The following is a 16,421-nucleotide window of genomic DNA, read 5'->3' on the forward strand; positions in this document are numbered from 1 at the left end:
AAGTTAATATAGATAATAATCTCATTGAGTATTCTCATTCATAATTTCTAATGCTATTGCTAAAGGAATATGGCCAGTTAATTTCTTGGTTAATCCTCTTTTTTCATCATCTATTACTATCACAGGAACAACATCAATTTTATATTGTTCAAACAAGCTAGGATCTATATCGAAGCTAATACCAAGCTCCATAGTTTTATTCTTTGTTTGTGTAAATGAGTTATTAATTAACCCACGCATAATCAATTGAGCTCCAGCCTTTTGAGATTCAGCAAAATAGCTTTTTAAAGCCTCATCACTCATTGAAAATGAGACAAAAATAAAAGTTTTTTGCTGGCCCAAAAAAAAGCATTAGCATTATTAACAAATAATAAAACCATCAACATCATTACTCGTATAACCATATTCCTCTCTAACCCTTATCAAAGCAAACAGTAATCTCTTTTTCGCCAAATCAAGTAACCAAAATCTTCACCATTAACTGGAAATTCTCTTCCAGCCTGCCATGTAGCTTCTGTTTGGCCTATGCTCTTGCAGGATCTGGTTTCTGGAATCGGATAAGTCATTTGTAGTCGATACTGACTTTTCTTCATAATAGGCATGGGATACTTGCCACATAAGCCTTTATAACCATAATATCCCCATAACATCAGTTGCCTATGCATTCTAGCCATAAACTTACTTACCATTAATACAGATGTTCCAACTCCACCATTATGCGCCGCAGCTGTTCCAGTAAAAGGGTAAAGCATTCCTTGACATTCAGCACACCAAAAAGCATAATCACTTGCTAATAAACCAGCGCCACAACTCATGCAATCAGCTATACATGCTTGATAAGCAGCTACATTTTGAAACAACAGCGTTTCTGGATTTAAAATCGCAGATTTAGCGTCATCACTCCATAATGGATCAAACTCTGTTAAATATGCTATATCGACTGCAGCCATTTCCAGACAAATAAAATCAAGCAAAATTTCCAGCCAATAAATCACAGGATAGACATACCAATGAATGTGATAAAAAGCACTTCCTTCAGCATCATCTTTCATGCCTTTTTGAGTAGCACTTCCAAATGACAAACCTCCAAGACTTACCATACACATTGGCGACTTTGTAACATCTACAAGGCGTACTGGCTCCCAAAATCCTACCGGAATATACCAGGTACAGGTATTGGAATCCCTGGCTTAGGACAAAGACATATAAGTCTACCAGAAGCATTAGTATCAGGCATTGAACTGCTAACTACCTTAAATCCAGCTATAGTAATTGGAAACAAGAACTTCCAACATACATCTGTTATAGGATTTACAAATCTTCCAACACATCCAGCAGCTGCATAACAGTTATTAGCTGTTATAGACATTACTATCGCTAACAAAATTACCAGTTCCTTCACTTACCAGCTTTTCTTGATTATGTATACTTCCTTTTTTTATATTTTCGAAATTTGCTAGCAGTATTTTCTATATCTTTTACACCTGGCACTAAATATGCAGTTTCACCACTCGAATTTACTATCTCCTGTATTTCACCACTTATAAGCGTATAATTGAATATTTTGACTAGATCTTGTTCTAATTGCTGTAATTTCCAACTTTTCATATAAAACCTTCTTTTAAGTTGAATCGACTAGTATATTGAGTTATACTATTTACAGCGTACTTCCATCGTACGTCATATGGTTTTAATAGGTGCTTACTTCGCTAATTTTAAGCACGTTATTTTCTTGCTCTATTATGGCTGGCACAGCTTGTATTTTAAATTTTCTAATCAACATACCAAATTGATCAAAAAATATGTGTCGGCCTAATAGATTGCTCAGTTCAATAGGATTTCCATTAACTAACACTATCTTTCCTGGTCTTGATTTTACCCAAGCGACCTGATCTTCATCATCTCCATCAATTAATATTAGTGGTTCACCCCAATTTATCATCTCTAAAGGATTTATTTTAGTTCCTCTCCTTACTATTATTATACCATTTTTTGTCTTAATGTCATCCTTTTGAACATAGGTAGAATCATATATTCGCGTTTTATTTTCAGTAGCTTTACTCAAATTTTTTACTGGAACTGGTCTCATGATTTTTTGCCTAATTTTTTCCTGAAATTCCAGCTGCATTTGGTTCAACAATCCACTTTTTGATGCAGCATTAAGTTTAGCCATAATCACCTCCAGTAATGATTCCTCAATGATTGGAAAAACATGCCCTCTAGTACCATAATCCTTAATCTCAACACCTATATCAGCATTTAATGAATTAGCCATTGTATCACTTACCTGATAAGCAACAGCAAATAAAGCAAAGAATGCGCCTATACTCATCATTACCTGGTGCTTCATGGAATTATTTCTCGCTCTCTTATCACATAATTAATTGCCTCACTGACATTCATACCCTTAGCCATATGATCTTCTATAGCCTGATAATCTCTAGCATTCGTTGAGGTTAACAGTAGAGTAAATGGATCAATCATTAATCTGCCTATCACACCAGAGACATTAGGGCTATAAATTGCTACTTCGCTATAATATGGAGGATTTGAATGTACAGATTGCAGTAAATTCAGCTTCCAATCTTCATCAACAAAGCCTGCAAGCTTTGGATTAGCTCGCATCGCCTTAAAGGATTCCGAATTTTGCTTCAAAATTATCTTATGCGATGAGTTCTCAAAGGCCTTTTCAGACGCAGAGCCCTCTTGACGAAAGTAATCCGTGAGTTGCTGAGTAGCTAAAGCAATCGATCCATTATATTTTCGAGCTATTCTGCCAGCTTCTTCAATAAACTCTCCTGAACGCTTTCCAGCTAATAGCTTCCAGGCTTCATCTATCATAATTAAAAATGGTCTACTTCTATCTCCCTTGACCATTGTTTGATTAATATGAACAATCATGATTTGAACTATCACTGCTAGCAGCTCTGGTACAGACCTTAAATGATCAGTTTCAATTACTACGATATCAGAGTTCAATGATAACTTAGCTTTACCGCTAAAAAATCTTCCATGTTGACCATCCTTAGTAAAAGGAAAAAGCATATTTCCAAGTTCTTTAGCATATGATTCTTCTCTATTCGATAACCAGTCTGCAATATCGGTTATTTCAGCCTTAGAGCCACTTTTTTGCCAGACTGATATCAAAGCTCTCTGTAAGCATTGGTTGTTGTAAATCGCTTGTTCCATACTGTGGAGCAGCCATAGTAGCTAAAATAGATGGAAAGTTAGATAAAAATCCGATCTAGCTTCTATAGACTTTGCACTATCATCTTCTGGTACTTCGGAAAATGGATTAATTGATACAGGATTTTTCATGTCAAATTCTATGTAGCTGCCACCTAGAATCAAGCATGTACGCTTAAATGATCTTCCGTAATCAAGAACAAAAACTTTACCACCAACTCCTAAAACTGATAGCATTAGTTCTTGCATAAAAACAGATTTTCCAAACCCTGGAACTCCAGCTATACAAAGGTTAAAGTTCTCATTTGGAGCTGCTCCATGCTTATTTAATGCAGGTAATAAAGCTCCACCAAAAGGAGACCAATACATTATTTGGCCTCGTCTGCCAGCTAACAACATACCTGGAGAGCTTAAATCACCTTTCCATTCACCAATTATTGGTAATAATACTTTGCTCTCTACGGAAACAGTTTTTATGCCTCTACCTAAGCTAGAAAGGGCTACTCCAACTCCTGATGTTTTTTGACCCAATACACCTCTTTGACCTTGTTCAACCAATTGCATTGGCAGCGCTGCTAGCAACACGGCTACATGATCATATTTGCATGGAACAAAATACCATCCACTGCGTCTTAACATCGAACAAAAAGCTGATGCAGATTGCTTAGCCTTTTTTGTTTTATCAAACATAATAACATTGAAGTGAATATTAACTACTCTATCACCACTCTGTAAAGCAGCTACTACATCAGCTAAATCTTCTGCTTCTTGCTGTATATCATGAAAAAAATTTACCCATTCCTGCATTAATATTTCTTTCTAGCGCCTCTCTTTTAGTTATGGCTGCAGTTCTTTCCATTGCTTGATTTGGCAACATTTGTAAACCAAAATGAATCAGGAAATTTGATTTTATATATTCATCACGACGCATTTCATTGCCTAAAAACAGATCCATGGCAGATAATTTGCACTCTGCAGGCCTTTTTCGAGCTTCTAGGCTGATAAATATTTGATCATTATTTACATTTACACAATCATCATTCTCAAATAACGAAAAATCTCCACTTAGAATTTGTTCAGACAATATTTCATACTCATTAATATTCGAATGTTCTTCTTCAGGCCAGCCAAATATTACTCTCAGAAACTTTAATAATTGCTGTGCATTCACATTGTCAGTGCTTAATCCAATGGACCTAAACGTATCTTTTAAAGCATCTCGTCTGCGAATCATATCATCGATATTTGCATTTAAATTAGGTATAGTAACTGAAATTAACAATACTACATCCTTTATAGAACCTACTTTTTGAGCTTGATCACGCAAAAACTCTGTTCTTTTGTTGGCTAACTCAATAAATATCTCTCCTTTACGATATAACTGCCAGTTGCTTAAAAAATGTTCGATATTATTACTACCAATCATTAAGACTTGCATGCTACTTTCAGCTGGTAAATTTTCATCACTTTTTAGAAATTCAGCAATTTCATTTTGAGCCGAAACACTAGCTTCAGCCAATGGGCATGCAAGCAATACAAAACCTATTGAACCACGATTAAAGAATAGCTGAGTCTCCTCATCATACGATTCATAGACAAAGTGTTTAGAAAATCTTTCTCGATCAAAATCCTTATGTATGCTTGCGTTCACCTTGACTCTGTTTTGATTTAAATAAATTAATAAGATATTTTTTTGGTTTTTTCGGCGACTTGTGAACAACATCTACACCTTGAACTGCTTTAGATCGCTTACAGTATAGAACACAACGCCTTTTTGATTTAATTTTTGATGTTTCAACTTTCTCAAGATTATCAGGGTCAAAAACTCCTTGAGCAGCCATTTTCTTTATTTCATATAAAGACTTACATTTTTGACCTTTAGGAATTTTACAGTCAAAATTACTTTCGAAAAAGAAGCTGGTTAGGCTCATACAGCCCAATAGCAATAATAAAAGCTTCATTATAAATGCTCCTCTAACTTTTGTGATTGGTCGAATTTATTATGCAAATTAACTTTTTCATGGCTAGTTGATGGTACATAAGTTGAATTTTTTAACTTCTTTTTGTGCTCGCATAAGTCAAAACCTTTTTTAAACACAACATCTATGACTCTACCTGAGGCAACAACAATGACTGGGCTCATGGAATCAGCTCGTTTTATAGCAAAATCAGCCAACTTATCAAAAGCATTGCTAGCTCCAGAATAAGCTCCAGATTTTAGTGCATCTCCAACACTTAACTCTGATTGAGCCTGACCTGGAGTCATTATATTTAACGTTGGAGCCGTTGTCATATCAGGCTTAATAGCCTTAGTCTGAAGAAATTTAGCTATACTGCTAAATACTCCATTTAATGCAGCCATTCTTACTACTTTAGACGATTTATCTACCACGATTCCTTTAATTCCAGAACGTCCATCTTCACCTATCAACCAGCCTTCCACCTTTTTCTCGATAATATCTCCTTGGTTATTGACTACTGAAAGAGTTTCGATGCGACATTTAGCTCTCTCTGAGGACATCTCTCCATTACATGATCCAATTAAAATCGCCTTTTTGATTTGATCGGTTTTATATTCATCGTAAAGAATAGCTGTATCTAATAGCTGTAGAACAATTGGCTCTGGTGATGAAGAGCTGTTTGTCCCTGTACCTACAACGACCCCAGTAAGCAGGATAGCTCTAACAGAACTGCCGCTAGTAACATAGTTCTCAACATTTTTTTTTGGCTCAGATCTAGCTCTACTAAGATTGACAAATGATTGTACAGGAGCTTGCTCTGTTTTGTTATCATGCGGTGAATTTAAAATATGCTGATTAAGATCAGAACTAAATTCATCACTATCATTATTATATAGACTCTGCTTAGGCTGATTCTCCAATATCTCAAGTTTTTGGTTAAAATTATTAATTTTGGCTGTAGTTTCTAAATATCTGCTTTCTATTACACTTTCTAATCTATCTTTTAATGTTTTGACTTCATTAAGTATTTCTTCTGTCCATTTTGCTCTCAAATCTACAGCTTGTTCTACTCCAGAAATCGCTTCTCTTGACTCACGATTTTCTGTAAAAGTTATAGATTCTTTCGTTTTTCCACTTTCAGATAAAAAATATGACACAAGCATTATTGTGATGCTTATGAAAGTTAAGGCAATTACTGGCTTTCGGCGAATAATACTCGCTAATTCTGATAACTTGCTATTAGACCTAACAGCGGATTCAGCCTTTAGTTTATCATTTAGCTCTAAATCTTCTTCTTTTGTATTATCATTGTCTGAATTGTCCTGTTGCACTATTCCTCCGCTTTTTGAATGATGTTTCTAACTTATCAATAAATTAATTTACGCTAAGTTATTTTCATACCACTGGCAATCCAATCTAGGTAAAAGCCTAAAATAACACCAATTGCTACCATGACTCCGGCAAGCTTTATATTCCCTCTGGCTACAGCCCAAATCGATGATAAAATAGTTGCGCTTGATATACCTATTGTTTTTAGTTTTCCACTAAAAAGTCCGTCTATTTTATTAAGCTGTCCTTCAAGGGTATCAGCTAATGCTGGCTCAAAAGAAAAAACACAAGCAGTAATTATAATTAACAGGCCTACAACTACATTATTCCACTGTATTCCAAATGTAGGTTTTAGCATATTTAGTCGAGATTTTTGATATATGAACATTGTTATTGCTTATTAGTAAATTTTGCATTATTCTCCTAGTGCTAGTTATTCCATACCAATGAAATTTTACTTTGAAGTAGTGTTAATAGGCTTGATGCAGAGCTTGATATCTTTGAAGTAAAAACTAGCATTTTAAGCCAGTTTTACTTTTTCTTAGTCTTTCTACTTTGTTTTTTAGAAAGTTTTGCTGTTAATTCTTTTGTATTAACGTCATTACTGAACAAATTGGTATTGTTTTGTTTTGAATTATCCTTTTCCTCTATTTTTGTAGCAGCATTAACAAGCGTTACATGGCTTGGAGTTTTTGGAGTAAAAGTTAACATTAAATCTTGAATTGTTTTGTGTTCTCCTATTACTGTTAAATAAAGCTTCTTTTCTTCTTCTCGTGGAGCAATAAACAAACATCCAGACTCATGAACTACAACTTCGGCTGCATTTTGAGGATACATAAAAATATCATTGATTTTTTCATCTTTAAGATTAATTCTTGTTGGCCCACTATCAGAAATCTCAAGCTTCAGCAAATTATCAACTTCTAACTCATATTCTACCGCATATACATCACTAAACTTGACTAAAGCAATAAACCCTATCATAAACCTCAAAATTCTAATACTCATTTTTTTATTCCATTCTCTTTAACGCCAGTTAACAACAAAAGGTAATTAGGACTTCGCTTGTAAGTCAAAAGGTAAGTCTTATTGACAGCTATATGTTTACTATCGCTAAACCAGTAGCGAAGCGTTCCACTAATTAATACTCCATCTTTCATCACCTCAACCTTCTTTGGAAAAAATACTGAAGACACATTTGAACCTTTAACAAATTGCAAGTGATCATGAAAAAATTTATTTAAAGATTCAGTATTACTAGATGCCACTTTCATGTCTGCTATTTGTCTTTCTACATCATTTGGAGAAGTAGTAAATAAGAGTTTCGTCACATAAATTGCCCATTCCTTTAAATAGGTTTCATGGTAATTTTTCGATGAAACCGTCATTTTACGATCAGGCTCTATTGCTGGAATTAACAACCACTTTTCTTCTTTGGTAATTGCAGCCATTATCGCAATTATATTAGCTGCAGCTAGCAATATAGTTACTGAAAGTAAGCATTTATTATATTTAACCAGCTCTTGTATAGCATTTTACTTAAAGAGATGATTCATTACTTGCCAACTTTTTTGCCCAAAAGCCTTGGATATCCTAATGGAGCTGGCAATAAACCTTTAGCTACTAAAAAACTTTTTAGCAAAAAATTCTCAGATACCTTCTTAATTTTCTTAAAGCAATAACATAGAGCAATTCCTCCAACCATAAAGGCTAGGCCTAATTTAGCATGCCTGCTGTTTAGTAGTACAATTCCTGGAGCTACTCCAGCTAGCACTACTCCCCATTCGTCAATGCTCAAACCCATATACTTCAACGGCCTCGATAATGCCCAACATAATTTTTGATTTTGTATAATCACCTTCAGCCTCAATTGTAGCATGAGATTTCTCATGCTACTACTGTGATTTTCAAAAATTTACAAAATCTAATGTAGAGTAACTACTTAGCTAAGTTGTTGTCAATTTTTCTTCTCCGAAACTTAATGATGGTAAGATTCCAGATAGTATCTCGTTTAAACAAACATTGGGACCGAATATCCTCAGCATATTTTCGACAACTTTATTTGTAGCGATTTTTGCCATAGCTAAACTATGTATAATATAAATTTTAGTTGTGTTAGTATTACTATGCCCTAATATTTGAGATATTGTATCTACTGTTTCTCCATTATTTATCATCCAAGTGGCAAACGTTCTTCTAAGATCATGTATTGTTACATTCGGTATTCCAGCCTTTTTCCGAATCTTAGCCCATGCTCGATGTATTGTTGAACTTGATATGTGTTTACTATTGTCTTTTACACTTGGCAATATCCATTCACTTTTTGAGCATAGTTTTCTGTTTTGCAATACTGCTATTAATTTATCTGCTAACCCTATATATAGCTGTTTACCATTTTTACTCTTAGTTTTTGGTATACACCATATTTTTTCGCTAAGGCTTATCTCGTCCCATCTCATCGCTAATATATTGCCACTACGAGCTGCTGTGAATAAAGCTATAAATAAAAACAGAGTTTCTGATATCTTTGATTGTTTTTGCTCTTCTGTTAATTGGCTATTTTCTTTCTCTACAAGCACTTTCATGAGTCTTTCCATTTCTTCATTTGTTACATATCTAGATCTTGATTCTTGCTTATGCCTTTTTATTCCATGAACAGGATTTTTATCTATTAATCCCCACTCTATAGCTTTATTGAATATGGGACTTAAGTTCATAAGAATATTGTTTGCTGTTACATAGTGCTTTCTTGCTGTTATTTCATCAAAAATTTTCTGAATATCTTCTTTGGTAATCTCTGATATCTTTTTATTGTATAAAAATGCTGCATATATCTTTACTCTTTCAGAGGTTCTCTTCCAACTTCTGTGATGATGACTACTATATTCAGTATATTTTTCATGCACCTGTCTGAATGTTAGTTCATTCTTTAATTTAAGCCTCTTCTCTCTTTTTTCTCTTCTTTCTTTATTTATCTTCCGTCTTTCATCCATTGGATTTATTCCTTTAGCAATATCCCTTTTTAACTGCTGTATCTTTTTTCTAGCTTCTGCTACCGTTAGATCTGGAAAATCTCCTATTTTTATTTTATAATACATGCCATTAATGTTTATTCCTAAATATAGTCTTCTAAATCCAGTATATGATATTATAAACACTAAGTTCCTTTCTTTTTCATCTCTACATTGGAATGTGTTTTCTTCTTTGGTTGGTACTTGCATTTTATTTAATGCTGCTTGTGTAAATTTAAATACTGTTACTGGCATATTTATCACCCTTCATTAATTTAAAATTGAAGTAATTAAATAATAACTTATTAATTTTTAAAATTAGCTTAAACTTATAGTCTGTAGTATGCTTTTTATTTCATAGCAAATACTTTTGTAAAAATAAAAAATATTTTTAAGCGACATTATCAACTGAAGGTTACTCTAACTTTATCAACTATAAATTCAAGTTGTTGGATTAAAAATTAGCACTCCAACTAGCCAAATATTAGACATAAATTTACGCTATATTTTCGCAATTAACATCAAGATATTATTGTCATATTGACAAATAATATTAATACGGCTACAGTTAAATTCATGTATCAACTCAAACTACATGGCAGATTTTATAAAGCGTATAAAGCTCATGATAACTCTTAATCTAACTTATTTCTTCTAGTTAGTTAAATCATCTTAAACATGAAAGGTATGTAATATATACCAGTCTCTTCTCCTTTCAGATAATGCATTAATACAGCTAGCGGTAGCAACATTCTAGGCCACAGTTGTATTATCCTACTATAGCTTGGTAAACAAAAGTATCCTTTATACTTATGACGCAAGTAATATAGATAATAATTTTTAAAATCCTTGCATGGAGACAAATAAAAATATATCGCTATTGTTAATAACTCAGCTAAGGACAACTTTCCATCTCTGTTCCTTTGATTGCTACTTGGTATTAATCTCTTTCTTTCCCACTCTTGATATATCTTGCAAAAATTATCTATTAAATAGTATACTGTTATAATACATTTTTTCATGTTGGGTTATTCCTTTTTTATTTAAATTTTCTTTTTAACTCAACATTATCTCTTTGTATACCTCTTATTCACTACCTTTCATATTTTCCTTATCCTAATCTGGCGTTACTAATGCCATTAATAGAGTTTTTATTCTGAATGGAAGCTGAAATTGATGTCCATGATTCTTCAATTGAAGTTTGTAATTTTATAAATCCTTGACTTAAAGTTCCTCTTGAAGCTCAATCATATAATTGAGATTCAGCAGTTTCGATCTGACTTATAGCTGTATGGTTTAAAACTACTTAAGTTATTATAAGCCTTTCAGAGTGTTAAATTTCGAGTGTAGCTACAAAATTGCTACATTTGTGCTAAAAAAAATGTGGTTTTTGATAGCTAAAATCGCCTGAACCACCTGCTATATCTGACATTTTTGGAGGTTAGAAATGGCGCTAAATTTGCGTAATTTGGCAAGCAATAATTGCAAAATTGCTAATAACAATAGTAACAATAATGCAACTGTCTTTTATCGTTTTATTGGAAATTTTGTTCCAGCAGAATGGAAAGATCTGATTGGCGATAATGCTAAAGCTTTAAGCAAGACATCTAAACAGCTTTTATCATTTATAGTATATAGACTACATATCTATTACAACAAAGATATAGATGAATTACAGGAAAGTTATTACTTTTTTGAAAAGGAGTTAAACCTTCGTTACCGCAGAGTTAGACAATGCTTGGTTGAATTAAGAAATGCAGGTTTCATTGAAGTTGAAAATAGGACAATAATTAAAAACAATTTTAAGTTGCGTAATGTTCTTTGTGTGAAACTTCTAAAAAATTTTCAGCGTTTCACTGAAAAAGAAAAAAAGAAGAAAAAATTGTCCTTCTACAACAAAAAAATTTTCACACCAATTTGCAAGAATTTGCAGGTGAACCTGCAAAAAATTGCAGCTACATATATAGATATAATAATAATAGACCTCTTTCGAAACTGGTTAAGGTAGTTTAAAATTATAAATGCCAGAGATCAAATTAAATCTAAGACCGAATCTTTTACGTCCATTTCGATATTTGTCAGCAATAATTTTGAACTACCTTAACCAGTTTCGAAAGAGGTCTAATAAAAAAAATAATAATAGATCTAGATCTACTGAAGATAAGTTAATAGAGAATGATCAAAATAAAAATGAAGATCAACAGCAAAATTTGAAGTTTAAATATACGGAATCTGATGATTTTATAGAAATTGAGTTAGTAGGAAATGAAAAAGAAGATCAACAGCAACAACAGAATTTGAATTTCTATGAGCTTAGTGATGTTAGTAATGACAAGCCATCAAACAAGGATTATGAGCAAAATAGTGAGTTAGCAACTCCAGCTATTACTAAGGATTCAGAGGTTGAAAAGAATGAATGCTGTCCCAAAAGAAAAAGACTAGCAGATTATTATCCACTAACACCAGAAGATGCAGTTATACTGCAACGTATGTCTAGTAGAAGCTTCAACATATACTTCATAAATCAATTACTGTTGAAGTTATCAAATAAATATCCAAACCGTCATTTTGCAAATAAGATAGCAGTGCTAAACTATATGGCAAAAGCGTTAGCAAATGAATTACTAACTACTGATCAGGCTAATAGTGGAAATTTTGGATTTAATGATGTAGGAAGATTTAAAGAACAGTATCTAGCAAATATTGAATCTGGTACAGATCGTAGTATGAAGGCTCAGTTGAAGCGTAAAATAGCTGGAGTCTTTGAAGCAGATATGGCTTATCAAATTTTGACCTCTTGTGATTTTGGAGCAGCGGTTAAAAACAAATATTACATCAAGTTGATTAAGAATATTTCACTGTCAGATCATATATTAAATTCAAGATACTACAAGAGGTATGAGCTGTGCATGGCAACGATATTGAGCAGTTACAAGTTATACCATTTTGATGAATCAAAACAAGTTACCAATAGCACAACGGAGTATCAAAAAACCACAGTTTTACAGCAACAAATAAGTGATGAGAATTATCTTTCAGAACTTAGTAAAGAGCTAGGTTCTAACTCTATATTGTTCAAAGTACGAAAATACATACTTCAACATTACGAATATGAGCAAGTTATTGATAAAATATGGTTTAGTAAATTAGAAGTTGTAAATGAAGATAATGTTAATAAAAAGATATTTATTAAGGCTCTAACAAGCTTTGCGAATAGCTATATCAAATCAAATTTTAAGCTCATTCTAGAGCGTGCTTTTGAAGCTCAAGGGTTTTCGTTTGAATTAGTTCAGTGTAAGTAAACTTAAGGGTAATATGGAAGTTGCTGAATCTCATGAAATAATTGTTGCTAAACACCGTAATGGGCCAGTTGGTACAGTGAAGTTGCACTATAATAGTAGGTATTCTAAATTTTGCAATATTGTTAAAAACTCTCATCAAAGTTAATAAACACTAGATTATGCATAAATGAAAAAATGCTTGTCCAAAAAAAATTACAGCAAAATTTTACTCATTAACACCAGAGATATGCAACTCAAGATTGGTTTTTTTGGCATCGTGATAACTGAATCCAAAAATTTATAATTTAATTTGCTTCTTTTCCAGTTTTTATCTGGGATTGGAGTATACAAAAAATTTAAATTATGGTATAATTTATTAATAACCATTTAGAGATGGAAAATGATAGATTTTTATAGTGAGAGCTTAATAAATAAGCTGTTCAGAACCAACGTAAGATTTAACACCAAAATTGATCTTGATAAAGTTGAAAGAGCAATAAAATATGCTAAAAAATATCATGGCCAGCAAAAGAGAGATACTGGAGAACTCTACTACACACATCCATTGAAAGTAGCGTACATGGTATCAGACTACAGCTTTGAAACAGATACAATTATTACTGCAATACTACATGATACACTTGAAGACACAAAACTAACTAAAGAAAGAATAAGGTACGAATTTGGTGCTAATATTGCAGAACAGGTTTCAGACCTTACCAGAGTTAGGGATAATAAGAAAATCAGTGCTATGGAAATGATACAAATATTACGCAGCCAAAATAAAACAGAACTGTTACTAATCAAGCTTTTTGATCGATTCCATAATATTACAACTATATTCATCAAACCTCCTCAAAAAAGGCAAGAAATAATATTTGAAACTCAGCAAGAATTTATAGCTCTTGCTGAATACCTTAAACTACCAGAGATTGGAGAACGCTTAAGTGAATATTGTAAACTTCATGCTAGTTAAAATGTAGAAATAATTGAGAATGAAGCGATTAAATATATGATATTTAAATCTAAGACTAAGTATACCTTACATAGCGCTATTCAAGATGGTGATATTAAAAAAGTGAAGCAGCTTATTAATAAGGATAGTACAACTTGTCAATTCAAAATATAAAGATGGTACTACAGCTTTATATCTTGCTTTGAAATATAAGAATCTACATATTGCTAAGATTTTGCTGAACAATGGAGCTAATGTAAACGCAAAAAATAATGATGGGCACACTGCTTTACATCTTGTTGTTGACAGAATTCAAGTATATTATGAGTTTTTCGAAAAATATCCTACCTATTGCAATGATCATATAGCATTACTGCTAAAATATAACGCTGATGTAAATATCGAGAATAATCAAGGTAATACACCTTTTTCCTCTTACATTCTTACTTTTCTGCTAACCCTTTGCTCTACCCACATTATTGAGTTTCATCACTACTATGGCTAACTCAGCCATCTTTACACCATCTCCAAAGCCTTATGTTTCACCACTTGTACTTTGATACTTACTTAATTACGTAAGACTTATAAGGACTTCTCAAGTTGTGTCATTAATCTTTACAAACTCGCTGACGCCTGCGACCCCGGTAGTTGAAAATTTTTGGATTTTCACTAGTTTGACCTCCAATCTTCTTTTGCCTACTATGGACTAGAACATATCGGCTTCCACTACACCTCACTTTCAGTGCTATCACGTTCACCATTTGATTTCAGCTCGAATATTTCGCTGTCTACGCTTTACTACTGTTGTTACCTTCAGCAGCACAAGACTCGCTATATGGCAGATCTAGCTTCTCCTTCCATAACTGGTCTTTAACCAGTAAGATTAATTCACCTTATCTTGACTCACCTAGCATATGAGTAATCAACATATCACATGATCTACACAATTATTGTCATTTCTTCCATTTCCAACTCTTCATGTTAAGTGAGTATAATGTGTATTTTTTGAAATATTAACTACTGGCAAAATAACAATCAAATATTTAACTATAAGATCAATTTCATAGATATTGCTAGAATTTATATCATATATGCTTAGTTATATGAAATTTTGTGGTTATATTTTATAGTAATATTATCTATATATCTATGCTATCTTTAAAGCAATATTATGTCAAATTTATATCATATACTTCATAAACTACCAGCTATAGAACATGAAGACATGATGGTTGAATATGAAAATTTAGCTCAATCTTTAGTACAATCAGGAAAGCTACGAGTTGATGCTGAACCAAAAATCAATTTTGTTCGTTTATCTGAACCTAGCTTGAATGTTAATATTGCTATTTCAAATGAGGAGCTTAATGATCCTAAGCTTCAGCATCATACTAAAGCAATGCTAGTTAATATTTATAAGAAAATAATAGAAAAAGATAAAGTCATTCATAAAGTTAATCAGATAGTTAGTGTTTTACAGAAAAAAATGGCTATGCAGCTTGCAGTAGAACAGGATCTACTACTTAAATTAGCAAGGTTATTTGTACAATCAGCCCATCCAATAGTAATTCATTGGCTGCTATTAGAACGAGTAGAAGTATTTATATCCTATTCAAACCAGATAGGAGATGTTATGGATATTGCTACCTGGAAATATGCTGGTCAAAATAGTGGTATGCAAAGTATCAATGGAAATAATATAGCAATATATGTTTCATGTGGTGGTAATCCATTCTTTTTTACTCAACGCTATCAAGAGCAATCTATTTATGGCGATGGTTGGCCAGCGATAGCAAGACTGCAAATCATTGCAGCACAAGAATTGGGGCATTATGCTGATATTTACCGCGATATTAATGCTAATATTGTTGGCCGACATTCAGTTAATTCATCTTTTACAAAGGCTAAACCTAATGTTTTACATGCAAGGCGTAGCGATTTATCCAGATGCTATAAAATTCTACAAAACCTTGAGTGTGTAGGACTTAATAGCTTAATTACTTATGAAAAATCAGTAAAATTTTATCGTAAAAATAAAGTTAAAGGTATTAAACTATTATGGGCTAGACTGTTAAGTTTTTTCTATAAGCAAAAGCTTTATTTTATGATCAAACAAGAAGATTTTATATTTGTTAAAGTCTATAAAAATGAGCAATATTCTGGCTTAATGTTAAAAGCAATGATTCTTGATATGATCTCAAACTTAGAACCAAAAGCTGAGGTTTATAAAAGAGATGATCCTGATGCTGAGGAAGCTATTGCTTGCGTTGAAGCTTTAGCTAGGGTACCGCAGCAAGTAATAAAATGGGGACATATAACTACAATGTCAATAATGCAAGATCTGTATTATATTTACTATAAGCAGGTAATTCCATCATTAATTGATAGATATCAGTATATTACAGGAAAACCTTATATGCGAAATCTGAATTATGTTAGCCAAACTCTCAAATATAGAATAAAGAAATTATGGCCATTTTTTAAAAAAACTTCTTTACCTTCTCGTGAAGTTTAAAAAGTCTGCATTTTTAACGCCAGTTTAGGATAAGAAAAAGCATGAAAGGCCTAATGTAAAAGGCCTACGAGAGATAATGCACAATTAAATTATGCGATATATTTAAATATAATTTCAATTAATAACTGTTTATTTATTGCTCATATTTCTACAAGTATTAGTTCATAATACTATACTTAATAA

At 32.6% G+C, this 16,421-nt stretch carries 14 protein-coding genes and 7 pseudogenes; 6 read left to right on the forward strand and 15 right to left on the reverse strand.

The features are described from left to right. Positions 1-21: 21 nt before the first annotated feature. From trbC to OTBS_RS17320, 14 genes and pseudogenes are all read right to left on the reverse strand, one after another. The gene (gene trbC, locus OTBS_RS09520) at positions 22-342 is read right to left on the reverse strand and encodes a type-F conjugative transfer system pilin assembly protein TrbC (RefSeq protein WP_011944350.1); all 321 of its coding nucleotides are present in this window, start codon (positions 340-342) and stop codon (positions 22-24) included. An 80-nt stretch (positions 343-422) separates the two neighbouring features. Further along, a pseudogene (gene traU / locus OTBS_RS09525) lies at positions 423-1,369 on the reverse strand (conjugal transfer pilus assembly protein TraU). Between the two features lie 50 nt (positions 1,370-1,419). Then, positions 1,420-1,608 (reverse strand): hypothetical protein, encoded by a 189-nt coding sequence (locus OTBS_RS09530; protein WP_011944620.1) that lies wholly within the window; start codon positions 1,606-1,608, stop codon positions 1,420-1,422. A gap of 82 nt (positions 1,609-1,690) precedes the next feature. Continuing rightward, positions 1,691-2,350, reverse strand: coding sequence for a type-F conjugative transfer system protein TraW (traW, locus tag OTBS_RS09535; protein WP_011944619.1), 660 nt, complete (start codon positions 2,348-2,350; stop codon positions 1,691-1,693). Next, positions 2,347-4,837, reverse strand: a pseudogene (locus OTBS_RS15535) (TraC family protein). Before OTBS_RS15535 ends, traW begins: the two are co-directional and overlap by 4 nt. Continuing rightward, the gene (locus OTBS_RS09545; protein ID WP_011945146.1) at positions 4,818-5,147 is read right to left on the reverse strand and encodes a hypothetical protein; all 330 of its coding nucleotides are present in this window, start codon (positions 5,145-5,147) and stop codon (positions 4,818-4,820) included. The pseudogene OTBS_RS15535 and the gene OTBS_RS09545 overlap by 20 nt, the downstream one beginning before the upstream one ends. After that, positions 5,147-6,478: a TraB/VirB10 family protein gene (locus tag OTBS_RS13395; RefSeq protein ID WP_011945147.1), complete on the reverse strand. Its 1,332-nt coding sequence runs from the start codon at positions 6,476-6,478 to the stop codon at positions 5,147-5,149. The genes OTBS_RS09545 and OTBS_RS13395 overlap by 1 nt, the downstream gene beginning before the upstream one ends. Before the next feature lie 53 nt (positions 6,479-6,531). Continuing rightward, a complete protein-coding gene (locus OTBS_RS09555) occupies positions 6,532-6,864 on the reverse strand; it encodes a hypothetical protein (protein ID WP_011945148.1) in 333 nt (110 codons plus the stop codon). A gap of 143 nt (positions 6,865-7,007) precedes the next feature. After that, entirely contained in the window at positions 7,008-7,484 is a 477-nt protein-coding gene (locus OTBS_RS09560) for a hypothetical protein (RefSeq protein ID WP_011945149.1), read from the reverse strand. Continuing rightward, positions 7,481-8,005: a type IV conjugative transfer system protein TraE gene (locus OTBS_RS09565; protein ID WP_232489068.1), complete on the reverse strand. Its 525-nt coding sequence runs from the start codon at positions 8,003-8,005 to the stop codon at positions 7,481-7,483. The genes OTBS_RS09560 and OTBS_RS09565 overlap by 4 nt, the downstream gene beginning before the upstream one ends. 26 nt (positions 8,006-8,031) lie before the next feature. Continuing rightward, positions 8,032-8,367: a hypothetical protein gene (locus tag OTBS_RS09570; protein ID WP_011944246.1), complete on the reverse strand. Its 336-nt coding sequence runs from the start codon at positions 8,365-8,367 to the stop codon at positions 8,032-8,034. Between the two features lie 55 nt (positions 8,368-8,422). Then, on the reverse strand, positions 8,423-9,742 hold the full coding sequence (locus tag OTBS_RS09575) for a tyrosine-type recombinase/integrase (protein ID WP_050897574.1): 1,320 nt from the start codon (positions 9,740-9,742) through the stop codon (positions 8,423-8,425). A gap of 431 nt (positions 9,743-10,173) precedes the next feature. Continuing rightward, a pseudogene (locus tag OTBS_RS18620) lies at positions 10,174-10,509 on the reverse strand (IS982 family transposase); the annotation flags it as partial. Between the two features lie 95 nt (positions 10,510-10,604). After that, positions 10,605-10,775, reverse strand: a pseudogene (locus tag OTBS_RS17320) (replicative DNA helicase); the annotation flags it as partial. Between the two features lie 159 nt (positions 10,776-10,934). On the opposite strand from OTBS_RS17320, the gene OTBS_RS09585 reads away from it, so the two are divergent. Further along, the gene (locus OTBS_RS09585) at positions 10,935-11,495 is read left to right on the forward strand and encodes a hypothetical protein (RefSeq protein ID WP_041621373.1); all 561 of its coding nucleotides are present in this window, start codon (positions 10,935-10,937) and stop codon (positions 11,493-11,495) included. Here OTBS_RS09585 and OTBS_RS14800 read toward each other — a convergent pair. Continuing rightward, positions 11,487-11,582 (reverse strand): annotated as a pseudogene (locus OTBS_RS14800) (IS5/IS1182 family transposase); the annotation flags it as partial. The gene OTBS_RS09585 and the pseudogene OTBS_RS14800 sit on opposite strands and share 9 nt — an antisense overlap. On the opposite strand from OTBS_RS14800, the gene OTBS_RS09590 reads away from it, so the two are divergent. From OTBS_RS09590 to OTBS_RS09605, 5 genes and pseudogenes are all read left to right on the forward strand, one after another. After that, positions 11,578-12,789, forward strand: a complete 1,212-nt coding sequence (locus tag OTBS_RS09590) for a hypothetical protein (RefSeq protein WP_232489073.1) — start codon at positions 11,578-11,580, stop codon at positions 12,787-12,789. The pseudogene OTBS_RS14800 and the gene OTBS_RS09590 sit on opposite strands and share 5 nt — an antisense overlap. 34 nt (positions 12,790-12,823) lie before the next feature. Next, positions 12,824-12,934: pseudogene (locus OTBS_RS13400) on the forward strand (DnaB-like helicase C-terminal domain-containing protein); the annotation flags it as partial. Between the two features lie 234 nt (positions 12,935-13,168). Next, positions 13,169-13,744, forward strand: a complete 576-nt coding sequence (locus OTBS_RS09595) for an HD domain-containing protein (RefSeq protein ID WP_011945151.1) — start codon at positions 13,169-13,171, stop codon at positions 13,742-13,744. 36 nt (positions 13,745-13,780) lie between these two features. Further along, positions 13,781-14,165 (forward strand): annotated as a pseudogene (locus tag OTBS_RS09600) (ankyrin repeat domain-containing protein); the annotation flags it as partial. 729 nt (positions 14,166-14,894) lie between these two features. Next, entirely contained in the window at positions 14,895-16,238 is a 1,344-nt protein-coding gene (locus OTBS_RS09605; RefSeq protein ID WP_011945153.1) for a DUF2748 family protein, read from the forward strand. Positions 16,239-16,421 lie beyond the last annotated feature (183 nt).

It is taken from the genome of Orientia tsutsugamushi str. Boryong (assembly GCF_000063545.1).
In the GTDB taxonomy this organism is placed as follows: domain Bacteria; phylum Pseudomonadota; class Alphaproteobacteria; order Rickettsiales; family Rickettsiaceae; genus Orientia; species Orientia tsutsugamushi_C.

Bases quoted from the DNA above. Each gene is read 5' to 3' on its own strand.
- OTBS_RS09605 (WP_011945153.1), top strand. From the start codon at position 14,895: ATGTCAAATTTATATCATATACTTCATAAACTACCAGCTATAGAACAT.
- OTBS_RS09575 (WP_050897574.1), bottom strand. From the start codon at position 9,742: ATGCCAGTAACAGTATTTAAATTTACACAAGCAGCATTAAATAAAATG.
- OTBS_RS09585 (WP_041621373.1), top strand. From the start codon at position 10,935: ATGGCGCTAAATTTGCGTAATTTGGCAAGCAATAATTGCAAAATTGCT.
- OTBS_RS09545 (WP_011945146.1), bottom strand. From the start codon at position 5,147: ATGAAGCTTTTATTATTGCTATTGGGCTGTATGAGCCTAACCAGCTTC.
- OTBS_RS09530 (WP_011944620.1), bottom strand. From the start codon at position 1,608: ATGAAAAGTTGGAAATTACAGCAATTAGAACAAGATCTAGTCAAAATA.
- OTBS_RS09595 (WP_011945151.1), top strand. From the start codon at position 13,169: ATGATAGATTTTTATAGTGAGAGCTTAATAAATAAGCTGTTCAGAACC.
- traW (WP_011944619.1), bottom strand. From the start codon at position 2,350: ATGAAGCACCAGGTAATGATGAGTATAGGCGCATTCTTTGCTTTATTT.
- OTBS_RS09560 (WP_011945149.1), bottom strand. From the start codon at position 7,484: ATGAGTATTAGAATTTTGAGGTTTATGATAGGGTTTATTGCTTTAGTC.
- OTBS_RS09570 (WP_011944246.1), bottom strand. From the start codon at position 8,367: ATGAGAAATCTCATGCTACAATTGAGGCTGAAGGTGATTATACAAAAT.
- OTBS_RS09555 (WP_011945148.1), bottom strand. From the start codon at position 6,864: ATGTTCATATATCAAAAATCTCGACTAAATATGCTAAAACCTACATTT.